14 protein-coding genes are annotated in these 14,052 nt (G+C 32.1%); all 14 read right to left on the bottom strand.

The genetic code is table 11. The features are described from left to right. Positions 1-32: 32 nt before the first annotated feature. From F754_RS0100070 to trmD, 14 genes are read right to left on the bottom strand one after another with little or no spacing between them, the layout of a single operon-like run. Positions 33-812: a succinate dehydrogenase iron-sulfur subunit gene (locus F754_RS0100070; protein WP_023647875.1), complete on the bottom strand. Its 780-nt coding sequence runs from the start codon at positions 810-812 to the stop codon at positions 33-35. Continuing rightward, on the bottom strand, positions 812-2,587 hold the full coding sequence (locus F754_RS0100065; protein ID WP_023647874.1) for a succinate dehydrogenase flavoprotein subunit: 1,776 nt from the start codon (positions 2,585-2,587) through the stop codon (positions 812-814). Before F754_RS0100065 ends, F754_RS0100070 begins: the two co-directional genes overlap by 1 nt. Beyond that, on the bottom strand, positions 2,587-2,913 hold the full coding sequence (gene sdhD, locus F754_RS0100060; protein ID WP_023647873.1) for a succinate dehydrogenase, hydrophobic membrane anchor protein: 327 nt from the start codon (positions 2,911-2,913) through the stop codon (positions 2,587-2,589). The genes F754_RS0100065 and sdhD overlap by 1 nt, the downstream gene beginning before the upstream one ends. Before the next feature lies 1 nt (position 2,914). Next, positions 2,915-3,298, bottom strand: coding sequence for a succinate dehydrogenase, cytochrome b556 subunit (sdhC, locus tag F754_RS0100055; RefSeq protein WP_023647872.1), 384 nt, complete (start codon positions 3,296-3,298; stop codon positions 2,915-2,917). After that, positions 3,288-4,295: an aspartate-semialdehyde dehydrogenase gene (locus F754_RS0100050; RefSeq protein ID WP_023647871.1), complete on the bottom strand. Its 1,008-nt coding sequence runs from the start codon at positions 4,293-4,295 to the stop codon at positions 3,288-3,290. Before F754_RS0100050 ends, sdhC begins: the two co-directional genes overlap by 11 nt. Before the next feature lie 19 nt (positions 4,296-4,314). Continuing rightward, positions 4,315-5,424, bottom strand: a complete 1,110-nt coding sequence (locus F754_RS0100045) for a dimethylsulfoniopropionate demethylase (RefSeq protein WP_023647870.1) — start codon at positions 5,422-5,424, stop codon at positions 4,315-4,317. Further along, complete coding sequence (locus F754_RS0100040; protein WP_023647869.1) at positions 5,421-6,197, bottom strand: alpha/beta hydrolase; 777 nt, start codon at positions 6,195-6,197, stop codon at positions 5,421-5,423. The genes F754_RS0100045 and F754_RS0100040 overlap by 4 nt, the downstream gene beginning before the upstream one ends. 8 nt (positions 6,198-6,205) lie before the next feature. Further along, positions 6,206-7,822 (bottom strand): long-chain-fatty-acid--CoA ligase, encoded by a 1,617-nt coding sequence (locus F754_RS0100035; protein WP_023647868.1) that lies wholly within the window; start codon positions 7,820-7,822, stop codon positions 6,206-6,208. A gap of 2 nt (positions 7,823-7,824) precedes the next feature. Continuing rightward, positions 7,825-9,588, bottom strand: coding sequence for an acyl-CoA dehydrogenase C-terminal domain-containing protein (locus F754_RS0100030; RefSeq protein ID WP_023647867.1), 1,764 nt, complete (start codon positions 9,586-9,588; stop codon positions 7,825-7,827). Positions 9,589-9,614: 26 nt separating this feature from the next. Next, positions 9,615-10,721: a 3-isopropylmalate dehydrogenase gene (leuB, locus tag F754_RS0100025; protein ID WP_023647866.1), complete on the bottom strand. Its 1,107-nt coding sequence runs from the start codon at positions 10,719-10,721 to the stop codon at positions 9,615-9,617. Beyond that, on the bottom strand, positions 10,714-11,319 hold the full coding sequence (leuD, locus tag F754_RS0100020) for a 3-isopropylmalate dehydratase small subunit (RefSeq protein WP_023647865.1): 606 nt from the start codon (positions 11,317-11,319) through the stop codon (positions 10,714-10,716). The genes leuB and leuD overlap by 8 nt, the downstream gene beginning before the upstream one ends. After that, the gene (leuC, locus tag F754_RS0100015) at positions 11,319-12,722 is read right to left on the bottom strand and encodes a 3-isopropylmalate dehydratase large subunit (protein ID WP_023647864.1); all 1,404 of its coding nucleotides are present in this window, start codon (positions 12,720-12,722) and stop codon (positions 11,319-11,321) included. The genes leuD and leuC overlap by 1 nt, the downstream gene beginning before the upstream one ends. 11 nt (positions 12,723-12,733) lie before the next feature. Beyond that, a complete protein-coding gene (gene rplS, locus F754_RS0100010) occupies positions 12,734-13,288 on the bottom strand; it encodes a 50S ribosomal protein L19 (protein WP_023647863.1) in 555 nt (184 codons plus the stop codon). Between the two features lie 16 nt (positions 13,289-13,304). Continuing rightward, a complete protein-coding gene (trmD, locus tag F754_RS0100005; protein ID WP_023647862.1) occupies positions 13,305-13,991 on the bottom strand; it encodes a tRNA (guanosine(37)-N1)-methyltransferase TrmD in 687 nt (228 codons plus the stop codon). Between the last annotated feature and the right edge of the window lie 61 nt (positions 13,992-14,052).

Here is a 14,052-nt window from a genome sequence, read left to right as displayed (position 1 = left end):
GTGTTTTAGATCAAAAATGCTTATTAGTCTATTTAAACATTAGCAGTAGCTATCATTTTTTTAATTTCAGCTATTGCTTTTGCGGGATTTAAGCCTTTTGGACATGCACTAGTACAATTAAGAATAGTGTGACATCTATAAAGTTTTAATTCATCTGCAACTTTTTTCAATCTTGCATCTCTTTCTTCATCTCTGCTATCAATGATCCATCTATAAGCTTGAAGAAGAACTGCAGGACCTAAGTATTTATCTCCATTCCACCAATAACTTGGACAAGATGTTGAGCAACATGCGCACATAATGCATTCATAGGCACCATCAAGTTTAGCTCTCTCTTCTTTTGATTGTGTTATTTCAGTTATTTCTTTTGTTGAAGTATTTTTCAACCAAGGTTCAATGGATTGATATTGTTTGTAAAGTCCATCTAAGTCGCCAATTAAATCTTTTTTAACTTTTAAATGTGGTAAAGGATAAATATCTATATCACCATCAATTTCTTCATGAGGTTTAGTACATGCAAGGCCGTTTTTACCTCCCATATTCATAGCACAAGATCCACAAACTCCGTGAGCACAAGATCTTCTGTAGGCTAATGTCGGATCAATTTCATTCTTAATTTTATTTAAAACATCTAAAACTTTTGAAGGACAGTTATCCATGTCTACTTCATAGGTATCTAGCCTTGGGTTTTCTTCTGTGGAAGGATCCCATCTATAGACATTCACTTTTCTTAAATTTTTTGAACCAGTTTTATCTTGATAATATTTACCTTTAGTAACTTCAGAATTTTTAGGTAAATTTATTTGAACCATTAATACACTCTTTCTTGTGGTGGAAAGTATTGTACGTCATTAGTTAAAGTAGATTTATGTACTTCTCTATAGCTTATTTTTGTATTCTTACCATCACACCAAGCTAGTGTATGTTGCATAAATTTTTCATCATCTCTTTTTGGATAATCATCTCTCGCATGAGCTCCTCTGCTTTCTTTTCTATGATACGCGGAATCTACTGTTGTAATGGCCTGTCTTATAAGATTATCGAATTCTAAGGTTTCTACTAAATCAGTGTTGAATACTAAAGATCTATCTTTGACCGAAATAGAGTCCATTCCATCATATGTTTTTCTAATTTCATCAACTCCTTCTTTAAGATTTTTTTCAGTTCTAAAAACTGCACATTTAGATTGCATAGTTTTTTGCATAGCAAGTCTTAGATCTGCTGTACTATTATCACCTTTTGCATTTCTAAGTTTATCAAACCTATCCAAACATTTTTGAGTTTCAGACTCTCCAATTTCTTCATGTGGAGTTCCTGGTTTAACCAATTCAGCTGCTCTTTTTGCTGCTGCTCTTCCGAAAACAACTAAATCAATTAACGAGTTAGATCCTAATCTATTTGCTCCATGAACCGAAACACATGCTGCCTCTCCGATTGCCATCAATCCAGGAACAGTTTTTTCAGAACCATTCACTGTCAGGACTTCTCCTTTATAATTTGTTGGAATACCTCCCATATTGTAGTGAACAGTAGGCACAACTGGAATTGGTTCTTTAGTTATATCAACATTTGCAAATAATCTTGCGGCATCAGTAATTCCCGGTAATCTACTTTCAATAATTTCTTTATCTAAATGACTTAAGTTTAGATGAACATGATCTTGCTCTTTACCGACTCCTCTTCCTTCGTTAATCTCAATTGACATTGATCTACTAACTACATCTCTTGATGCTAGATCTTTTGCATTAGGTGCATATCTTTCCATGAATCTTTCACCTTTTGAATTTGTAAGATAACCTCCTTCACCTCTAGCTCCCTCAGTTATTAAAGTACCATGACCATATATCCCTGTTGGATGAAATTGTACAAATTCCATATCTTGCAAAGGTAGTCCAGCTCTAAGCACCATTGCATTTCCGTCACCTGTGCATGTATGAGCTGATGTAGCTGAGTAATATACTTTTCCATAACCACCTGTTGCAATAATTACTGTATGTGCTCTAAATCGATGAATTGTTCCATCATTTAAATTCCATGCAACCAATCCTTTACATTCACCGTCTTTCATCAATAAATCTAAAGCAAAATATTCTATAAAAAACTCTGTGTTATGTTTAAGAGCTTGTCCGTAAAGAGTGTGTAGTATTGCGTGACCTGTTCTATCTGCTGCTGCACAAGTTCTTTGTACTATGCCATTACCATAATTTTTAGTCATTCCTCCGAACGGTCTTTGATAAATTTTTCCCTCCTCGGTTCTGCTAAAAGGTACTCCGTATTTTTCTAATTCAATTACTGCTTTTGGAGCTTCTTTACATAAATATTCAATACTATCTTGATCGCCCAACCAATCAGCACCTTTAACGGTATCATACATATGCCATCTCCAATCATCTTCGCCCATATTCCCTAAGGCAGCTGAAATACCACCTTGGGCAGCAGAAGTATGGCTTCTTGTTGGAAAAACTTTTGAAATACAGGCTGTTTTAAGTCCAGCTTCACTTAGACCAACAGCTGCTCTTAAACCAGATCCACCTGCTCCAAGAACAACAACATCATATTCATGATCGATAATTTTGTATGAACTCATTAGTTAAGATTAAATAAAAAAATAATTGTTAATAATGGTATAATTATAGCAGAAATAAATAATAGTCTGTTTGCGACATTTTTGATTTTGTCATCAGTAATATAGTCCTCAAAAACCTCACTTATAGTTAATGAAGAAAAAAAATAAGCCAAAATGATAAAAAAGCTAAATAAAAACTTAGAAACTGGGTCAGTAAAAAATTTTACAACATCTAGATAATTATTATCATAAATATTTACAAAATTAATGATGAACCAAAACATTAAAGGTAATAAAATTATCGATGATATCTTAATAAATACCCATTTTTTTGTAGCTATATTCATATTAAATAAAATTTTTACCTACTAAATAGATCAAAATAGTTAATAGAAATGAACCAAAAATAACTATAAGACCTGATATACGAGTCGTTTGTAATTCAAAGCCATAGCCCATATCCATTATTAGATGTCTAATCTCACTTAACATTTGAAAACTAAAAGACCACACTAATCCTAGTACAATAAATTTACCAAATATAGAATTTAGAAATTGATTAATAAAATTATAGTTCATGTCTCCTAAAACTAATAAAGAAACCCAGATACAAACAAGTGTTATTGCAACAATATTAATAATTCCCGTTATTCGGTGTGAGATAGATACTAATGATGAAATGTGCCATCTATAAATCTGAATATGTGGAGATAATGGGTTTTTATTTTCCATAAAAATTATTTTTGATTAATGTTTCTGCAATCTCAACTGCATTCAAAGCTGCACCTCTTAAAAGATTGTCTGATACAATCCAAATATTTAAGCCATTAGTAACAGTTTTGTCTTCTCTAATTCTTGAAATAAATGTTTCATTTTTGCCCTCAGCCTCTAAAGGAGTTGAATAGCCTCCATCAGCTCGTTCATCAATTACTTTACAACCTTCAAAATTATCTAGAGCCTCTCTAACTTTTTCTAATGTAAAAGATTTTTCAAATTCTATATTAACTGATTCTGAGTGAGAAACTAATACTGGCAATCTTACACATGTAGCTGTTAGATCTATATCGTTATCTAAAATCTTTTTTGTTTCATTTGTCATTTTAAGCTCTTCTTTTGTGTAGCCATCATCTGCAAATACATCTATGTGAGGAATTGCATTAAACGCAATTTGTTTTGTAAAGTTTTTAGACTCAACTTTCTTGTTCTGCAAAACTTGTTTTGTTTGTTCTATTAATTCATCCATTGGAGCTTTGCCACCTCCTGAGACTGACTGATATGTTGAAACAACTATTCTTTTAATCTTAAACAAATCATGTAATGGCTTTAAAGCTATAACAAGTTGAGCAGTTGAGCAGTTTGGATTTGCAATTATATTTTTTTTTATATTATTAAGATGGTCTGAATTTACCTGAGGTACTATTAAGGGGACATCAGGATCCATTCTATAGAAACTTGAGTTATCAATTACTAAAGAATGCTTAGCAGCAATTTTAGCAAAATTTTCTGAAATTTTTCCTCCGGCTGCAAAAAAAGCAATCTTTACTTTTGAAAAATCAAAGGTTTCAAGATCAATTACCTCATGTTCATTTCCATTAAAATTAATTTTAGATCCAGCACTTCTAGATGATGCCAATAAATATAAATTATCTACAGTCAGTTCTTTCTTTTCAAGAACTTCCAATATTTTTCTGCCTACATTACCAGTGGCTCCTACGATAGCTATATTCATGATTTTGTTGAAGTTTATACTAAATGAAAGGCAAATCGCAAACGTTTCCAGAGCAAATATTGCCGGTTATCTCTGCTTTAACACTTTGGGACACTTCCCAATTAGGCTTTTTCATCATAGCTATGCCAATAACTTTTCCAAAATGTGGAGAATAACAAGCTGATCTTAATTCTCCAATGATATTACCATTTTCATCTTTCAAATCTAATGATCCTGACATACTAATTTCTTTAGCATCCAATTTAACACCCATTAATTTTTTTCTAATTCCAGCTAACTTAACTTTTTTAAGTTTTTCTTTTCCTAAAAAATTAATATCACTATCCAACGAAACATATTGATCAAAACCACATTCAAGAGGATTATCATTATTATCAAAATCATTCCCATACGAAAGTAACCCACTTTCAATTCTTTCAATTAAATTTGGGCAACCTGGTTTTACATTAAATTCTTTTCCAACTTCAAATAAGTAGTCATACAATTTCAGTCCTGATTGTGTGTTTTGAACATACACTTCATACCCTCCTTGTTTAGACCATCCAGATCTAGCAATTAGATGTTGTGCTCCTTCAAAATCAAAGTAACTAAAGCCAAAAAATTTTAATTCTTTTATTATTTTTCCAAAAACTTTTTCCATTAAATCAAAAGATTTAGGACCTTGAATTGCAATAATATCAACAATTGGTTCAGCAATTTTGACATCAAATTTATATCCAGAAGCTAAACCTTTTGCAAAAAAGATCACATCTGAGTCAGCAATCGATATCCACCATTTATCCTCTGCTAACTTTAAAACTACAGGGTCATTTACTAAATTCCCATCACCATCAATGATTGGACAATAATAGCATCTGCCAATTTTAGATTTTGATAAATCTCTACACGTCATTAATTGAACAAGTTTTGCAGAGTCTTTCCCTTGAATTTCAACTTGTCGTTCAGCTGCAACATCCCAAACTTGAACATCTTTTTTTAAATGTTTATAAGATTCTTCAATAGAACCAAATGCAGCTGGTAGAAGCATATGATTATACACAGTATAAGCTGTCACACCCTGTTTTTCTATTCTAGAAGTGTAAGGTGTACTTCTAAGTCTTCTAGATTTTGCAATTGAATAACTTTTCATTTTTGTAAAAATTCCAAGACTTTCTCTCTCATTTCAAAGGCTTTTTCAATCATAATCATGTGACCACATCCATCAATTACATGAGTAGTTGAATTATCAACCATGTTTGCAAATTTTTTTCCAACTTCAATATTAACCATTTTGTCTAAAGCACCAAAGACAAACATTGTTGGACAATCAATTGTTTTTACAGCGTTCGAACCATTTACATAATTATTGCAAGCAACAAGATCTACTCCTAATATCTGACTAATATCTCTTGGGGATTGGATTATTCTTTTTATGGGATTTCCACCTATAAATTTTTTTGACCCTTCATAACCCCACTTCATCATTAGTTTAACAGCATCTGTATCTCCATTTTCTGCTAAATCTATTAAGTCTTGATTTACAGGCATTTTATAAGATCCTCCAATAAAAACTAACTTTTTTAACCTATTTTTGAATTTATTTGAGTACTCTAGCATCTCCAAACATCCTTGGGAGTGACCGACTAAAGTGATTTTATCTAATCCTAACTTAATAAATACTTTTTCCAACCAGTCAGCAATCTCTTCAATTGTTTTAAGACAAGGGCCTTCTGAATTACCATGTCCAGGTAGATCAAATGATAATACATTAAAGTTTTTGTTTGAAAAAAATTGTTCAACTAAGGACCAAACTATATGCGAAAGACCACTCCCATGAAGAAAAATAATAGTTTCTTTTTTATGATCTAATTCTTTTCCAGCATCTGATGCGTGAACACTTTTATTTTCTAGCTCGAATATCAAATAATTTCCTAAAACTGTTTTCTTAATTCAAATTTCTGAATTTTTCCTGTTGATGTTTTTGGCAATTCACAGAATATAACTTTTTTAGGTACTTTAAAACCTGCTAGAGTTTCCTTACAAAAGTCTATTAATTCTTTTTCTGTAACTGGTTTATCTTGAACTATTTCTATAAATGCACAAGGAACTTCACCCCATTTTTCATCCGGTTTTGCGACTACTGCTGCGATAGATACTGATGGATGCTTTGCAAGTGTATTCTCGATTTCAATAGATGAAATATTTTCACCTCCAGAAATTATAATATCTTTAGATCTATCTTGTATCTTAACATAACCATCTGGGTACATAACTGCTAAATCACCAGTGTGAAACCAACCACCAACCATTGCTTTATCAGTTGCAGCTTTATCTTTGAAATATCCTTTCATTACTACATTTCCTTTAATCATAATTTCACCGATAGTTTTTCCATCATATGGGACTTCTTTCATTGTTTCTGGATCCATGATTGTAACCCCTTCAGTATTAGGATATCTAACACCCTGTCTTGCTTTAATTTCGTTCTGTTTTTCTTCATCAAAATCATTCCATTCATCATTCCATGCGCATTGAGTTACATGTCCATATGTTTCGGTTAATCCATAAACATGCATAACTTCAAAACCAAGATCTTTCATTTTCTTGAAAATTATACTAGGTGGCGGAGCTCCTGCAGTTAACACATAAACTTTATTTTTAAGTTTTTTTCGATCAGCTTCAGGTGATCCTGTAATCATATTTAGTATAATTGGTGCACCACCAAAATGAGATACATTGTATTTATCTATTAGCTCAAAGATTTTTTTTACATCTATATTCCTTAGGCAAATAGTTCTTCCATTTAACATTGGGACAGTCCAAGGATAGCACCAACCATTACAATGAAACATTGGAACAATAGTTAAAAAATTCAACCTATTTGGCATATTCCAGGCAACTGTGCTTCCAGTAGACATCAAGTATGCGCCTCTATGATGGTAAACAACTCCCTTGGGATTACCTGTTGTTCCTGAAGTATAGCTTAAAGATATAGCTTGCCACTCATCTTCTGGCATTTTCCAGTCATAATTTTCTTCACCTGTATTTAAAAAATCTTCGTACTCTAGATCACCAATTTTTTCTAACTTCGATTGATCTGCATGTTTATCATTTATATCAATGATAATAATTTTTTTATTAATCTTTTCTAAAGCTTTTTTGACCTCAACATGTAGCTGTCTATCAACGACTAATACTTTAGCTTCACTATGATCTAAAATATAAGCAATAGTGTTTGCGTCTAATCTCACATTGATAGTATTTAATACACCTCCCGTCATTGGAACTGAATAATGTGCTTCAAAAATTTCAGGAGTGTTAAATGCTAAAAATGAAACTGTATCTCCTTTACCAATTCCAATTTTTGATAACGCACTAGCAAATTTTACAACTCTTTTATAAACTTCTGTCCATGTATATTTTCTATCCTCATAAACTATTGCCTCATAATTTGGATAAACATCTTTTGCTCTTTGTAAAAATGTTAATGGAGTAAGAGGAATATGATTAGCTTTATTCTTATCTAAGTTTGTATCGTAACTACTCATGATTAATTGAATTTAAAATTCATTATATTAGAACTTCCTGATATTGCAGATTTGTAATGAAGCTCAGCTCTTGGCAAAACTTTATCAAAATAAAATTTTGCAGTATTTATTTTATCTTCATAAAATTCTTTATTAGACTCATAATCATTGAAGCTCACTTCTAAAACCTTGATCCAAGAATATGCTATTGAGACATAACCAAGTGTTTTTAAATAATCATTTGCAGCAGCACTAACATCATCTTTTTCAATTTTGTTTTTATCTTCAATCCAGCCTGTAAATTTATATAAAATATCTAAGTAATAGTTTAATTCTTTAGAATATGACTTCACTTTTTCATTTTTACTATCACATTCAGCTTTAACCATATCTAAAAATTTCTTAATGATATTTCCATTTTTGTTTACAAGTTTTCTAAAAACTAAATCAGCTGCTTGAACTGAATTCGTTCCTTCATAAATCGGGGTAATTCTGTTATCTCTATATAATTGTTCAATTCCTTGGTCTTTTGTATATCCATAGCCACCGTGAATTTGCATAGCATCATTGGTTATTTCCATTGCTAAATCAGTAAATAAAGATTTTACAACAGGAGTCATTAACGAAACGTAATCCGAGGCTTCTTGTTTGATTTTTTCATCTGGATGGTAAAGACTGACTTCAGTTTGTTGTGACAACCAAAAACAAAGCGCTCTTTCTCCCTCAATTATAGATTTCATGTTTAATAAAGATTTTCTTATATCTGCATGTTCAATAATAAAATCTGCACCATTTGTAGATTTTGTATTATTGGTTTTACCTTGTTTTCTCTCTTTAGCGTAGGCCAAAGAATTTTGGTATGCAATTTCTGAAATACCTAAACCTTGAATACCAACAACAATTCTCTCTAAATTCATCATGGTAAACATTGCATTCAAACCTTTGTCTTTTGATCCAATCATATAACCTGTTGCATCATCAAAATTTAAAACACATGTAGCAGAACCTTTAATGCCCATTTTACTTTCGATTGATCCTGTTGAAATTCCATTTCTTTGTCCGACTGTTCCATCTTCATTTACAATAAATTTTGGAACTAAGAATAAACTTATACCTTTTGTTCCTGTTGGTGAGTCTGTTGATCTTGCTAAAACTAAATGAACAATATTTTCAGTTAAGTCATGATCTCCTGATGTAATAAATATTTTTTGCCCACTAATTTTGTAAGTGCCATCAGATTGGTGTGTGGCTTTTGTTTTTAACAATCCTAAATCTGTTCCACAAACTGGCTCGGTTAAACACATGGTGCCGCTCCACTTTCCTTCAACTATCTTTGGTAAATATTTTTCTTTTATTTCTTCAGGCGCATGATGATTAATACAATTATAAGCACCTATACTTAATTCACTATATAGTTTAAAAGATAAACTTGCTGACGAAAGCATTTCATCAAAGAATGCACTAACTGTTTTAGGCATACCCTGACCACCATACTTTGGATCACAAGACAATGATGTCCAGCCATCTTCGATATACTTTTGGTAAGCTTCTTTATATCCTGGAGGCGTTCTAACTACACCATTTTCTAAAATTGCAGGATTTTCATCTCCTATCTTTGCAAGAGGTAAAATTAAATTTTGATTTATTTTAGCTGCTTCATCTAAAATATCTTTGACCAAATCTGTGCTAACTTCATCGTATTTTTTTAATTCATTATAGTTTTTATTGTCTCTCAACTTTTCAAAGAGAAATAACATATCTTCTACTGGCGCGGTGTAACTTGGCATATTTAAAGCTTAGAATAATTCTAAGATTATTGCAATTTTGAAATTATCGCATCACCCATTTCAGATGTTGAAGTCTCTTTCATGCCATCTGATAAGATATCTTTTGTTCTAAGATTGTCATTTAATACATCTTGAACTGCTTTTTCTAGGCTATCTGCTTCATTATCAAGATCTAAAGAATATCTCAGTGCCATTGCAAAACTTAATATTGATGCAATCGGATTAGCTATTCCTTTTCCAGCAATATCTGGTGCAGATCCATGAATTGGTTCATACATAGCTCTCATTTCACCATCTTTATTTTTTGCTCCCAATGATGCGGATGGCAAAAGACCTAAAGAGCCTGTTAACATTGAAGCTTGATCTGAAAGCATATCACCAAAAAGGTTATCTGTTACTATGACGTCAAATTGTTTTGGATTTCTCAAAAGCTGCATTGCACAATTGTCAGCAAGCATATGGCTTAATTCTACATCTTTGTATTCTTTATCATGAAGTTCTTGAACCTCTTCCTTCCAAAGTTGTCCTGCCTCCATTACGTTTGATTTTTCACAAGAAGTCACTTTATTTGATCTTTTTTTAGCTAAATCAAAAGCAACTCTTGCCACTCTTGCAATTTCACTAGTTGTATATGTATGTGTATTAATTCCTTTTCTCTCACCATTATCAATTGGTTTAATACCTCTTGGTTCACCAAAATATATTCCCCCTGTTAATTCTCTAACTATCATGATGTCTAGGCCAGACACAATTTCTGGCTTTAGTGTTGAGGCATCTACTAGCTGCTCAAAACAAATAGCTGGTCTTAAATTTGCAAATAATTTTAATTCTTTTCTAAGTTTTAATAATGCTCTTTCAGGTTTTTTTGAAAATTCTAAACTATCCCATTTAGGACCTCCAACAGCACCAAGCATAACTACTTCACTTTCTAAAGCTTTATAAAATACTTCGTCGGTTATAGGTGTCCCATGCTTATCATAAGAACAGCCCCCTGCAAGATCTTCATCTATTTCAAAATCTAATGATTTATTGTCATTAAACCAATTAATAATTTTTTTTACTTCGCCAATAACTTCAGGACCTATGCCATCACCAGGTAATAAAAGTATTTTTCTTTTTTTTACTTTAATCATTAAAAATCCAAGGTTTTTTATTTTTTAAACCTATTTCAAAGCTCTCAATTTTGTCTGATTTTTTTAAAGATAGAGCAATATCATCTAACCCTTCAAGCAAACACTTTTTCTTAAATGGGTCTACATCAAACTTGATTTCATTATTTCCATAAACTATTTTTTCATCATTTAAATCAACTGAAATTTCTTCTTTTCTATTTGCATATTCTGATAATTCTTTAATTTTTTCTTCTTCTAAAATTATGGGTAAAATTCCATTTTTAAAGCAATTACTATAAAATATATCTGCATAACTTGAACTAATTACACATGTTATACCAAAATCTAATAATGCCCAAGGTGCGTGCTCCCTAGAGGAGCCACATCCAAAATTTTTACCAGCGATTAAAATTTTAGAACTGTCGTAAGGGTTTTGATTTAAAACAAAATCTCCAATTTCTTTGCCTTGATCGTCATATCTCATTTCAAAAAATAAATTTTTTCCTAGTCCAGTTCTTTTAATTGTCTTTAAAAATTGTTTAGGAATAATCATATCTGTATCAATATTTACTATTGGTAAATATGCAGGTATACTTATTAATGTATTAAATTTTTGCATTAGTTTTGATACTTCCTTACGTCATCTAGACTTCCGGAAATTGCTGCAGCAGCTGCCATGCCAGGACTAACTAAATGAGTTCTGCCACCTCTTCCTTGTCGTCCTTCAAAATTTCGGTTTGATGTAGAAGCACATCTTTCCTTAGGTTTTAATTTATCAGCATTCATTGCTAAACACATTGAACAACCTGGCTCTCTCCATTCGAAGCCAGAATTAACAAATATTTTATCTAATCCTTCTTGTTCAGCTTGTTCTTTTACTAAACCAGAGCCTGGAACAACCATTGCATTTACATGTGATGATATTTTTTTATCTTTTAAAATTTTAGCCGCTTCTCTTAAGTCCTCTATTCTGCCATTTGTACAACTTCCAATAAATACCTTGTCTATTCTTATGTCTTTAGCTGACATATCTGGTGTTAATCCCATATATTTTAAAGATCTTTCAATAGAGTTCTTTCTATCCTCGTCACTTTCACTTTGTGGATTAGGAACTTTTCCATCTATAGTAATTACATCTTGAGGAGAGGTTCCCCAAGTAATCATTGGTAAAATTTCATCTGCATTTAAATTCAGCTCTTTATCAAAACTTGCGTCAGCATCAGTTTTTAGAGTGTTCCAATAACTTAAGGCTTTTTCCCAATTATCTCCTTTTGGAGACATGGGTTTTCCTTTTAAGTAATTAAATATTTTTTCGTCCGGTGCAATTAAGCCCGCTCTTGCCCCACCTTCTATTGTCATATTACAAATGGTCATTCTTTGCTCAACACTTAAAGATCTAATTAAGTCACCCGCATACTCTATGACTGAACCAGTTCCACCAGCTGTTCCGATTTTACCAATAATTTGAAGTATTACATCTTTTGACGTTACACCTAAAGGTAATTGACCATTAACATTTATAATAAAATTTTTTGCTTTTTTTTGTACTAATGTTTGTGTTGCTAAAACGTGTTCAACTTCAGATGTTCCAATACCAAATGCTAAGGAACCAAAAGCACCATGGGTAGCTGTGTGACTATCCCCACAAACTATTACTGTTCCAGGTTGAGTAAAACCTTGCTCAGGTCCAATAATATGGACTATCCCTTGACGTTTGTCATCCATCCCAAAAAGTTGAACTCCAAATTCTTTGCAGTTAGCTTCTAACGTATCAACCTGTATTTTTGAATCTGTATCAACTATTCCTTTTGTTCTATCGGTTGTAGGCACATTATGATCAGCCACCGCTAAAGTTAAATTAGGATGTCTAACTTTTCTATTTGAATTTCTTAAACCTTCAAAAGCTTGGGGACTTGTTACTTCGTGAACTAAATGTCTATCAACAAACAATAACGCTGTTCCATCATCTTGTTGATCAACCAAGTGATCGTTCCAAATTTTATCGTAAAGAGTAGTAGACATTGAAAAAAAAATTATTTTTTTTCTGAAGTACTTTCTGATTTTGGTTCTTCTTTTGAAACCTCTGCTGCTGGTACATCTTCATTAGGAGCTTCTGTTGTTTGAGCCACTTCTGCAGTTGGAGCTTCTTCTTTAGGAGTCTTTACTGCTGTTGCAACATTTTCTTCTGTTACAGTTTCAGGTTTTACATCAACATCAATTCCAATTTTCTTTCTTATTTTTTCTGCAATTCTTGCTGATTTACCAGTTCTGTCTCTTAAGTAATAAAGTTTAGCTCTTCTTACTTTTCCTGATCTAATTACTTTAATTGAATCTATAAGTGTTCCATATAATGGAAAAGTTCTTTCAACACCTTCCCCAAAAGAAATTTTTCTTACTGTAAAAGAGGAGTTTAAATCTCTATTTTTTTTAGCAATACAAACTCCTTCAAAATATTGAATTCTTTCTTTTTTACCTTCGGTAATTCTAACGCCAACCTTAACTACGTCTCCTGGATAGAAATCTGGAATTTTTTTCTCTGAAAGTATTTTTTTAACGTTATGTTGGTTTATATCCTCAATTGTTTTCATATTAATGTGTATAAAATTAATTCTTATTATATTTTTGCCATAAATCTGGTCTTCGGTCGCGTGTTATAGCCTCAGATTGAGATAAACGCCAGTCTTTAATTTTATTGTGATTCCCTGATAAAAGCACTTCTGGGACGCTTTTTTCCTCCCAAATTTGCGGTTTTGTGTATTGTGGGTACTCTAGCAACCCATTTTCAAAACTTTCATCCATACTAGAATTTTCATTACCTAAAACTCCAGGCAAAAGTCTTAATATACTATCAATTACAACAAATGCTGCTGTTTCTCCTCCTGATAAAATATAATCTCCAATACTTATCTCTTCTATGTTTCGAGTAGATAGCACTCTTTCATCTACTCCTTCAAAGTGACCACAGATGAAAGATACCGATTTTTCGTTAGATAATTCTTGAGCATAATTTTGATCAAATTTTTTTCCTTTAGGTGATAAGTATATTACTTTCTCACCTTCTATTTTATTTTGATCTAATGATTTAGCTAGGACATCTGCTTTTAAGAGCATTCCTGAACCTCCACCATAAGGTGTATCATCTACTGTTTTATGTTTATCGTCAGCTGCATCTCTTATGTTTACAATATTTAAGTTCCACAACTTTTTGGATAAAGCTTTTCCATAAAGGCCTTTTGATAAAGGCCCAGGAAAAACTTCTGGATAAAGTGTAAATACTTGAGCTTGCCACATAAATTGTATCTAAGTTATTTTTGTTCCTCTTTAGGAGCCTCTGCTGCTGCTGGAGCGTCTT

Origin of the sequence: Candidatus Pelagibacter ubique HTCC8051 (assembly GCF_000472605.1) — a bacterium.
Lineage (GTDB): Bacteria > Pseudomonadota > Alphaproteobacteria > Pelagibacterales > Pelagibacteraceae > Pelagibacter > Pelagibacter communis_B.
The sequence above is the reverse complement of the archived record's forward strand: the minus strand, read 5'-3'. Positions and strand labels throughout refer to the sequence as shown.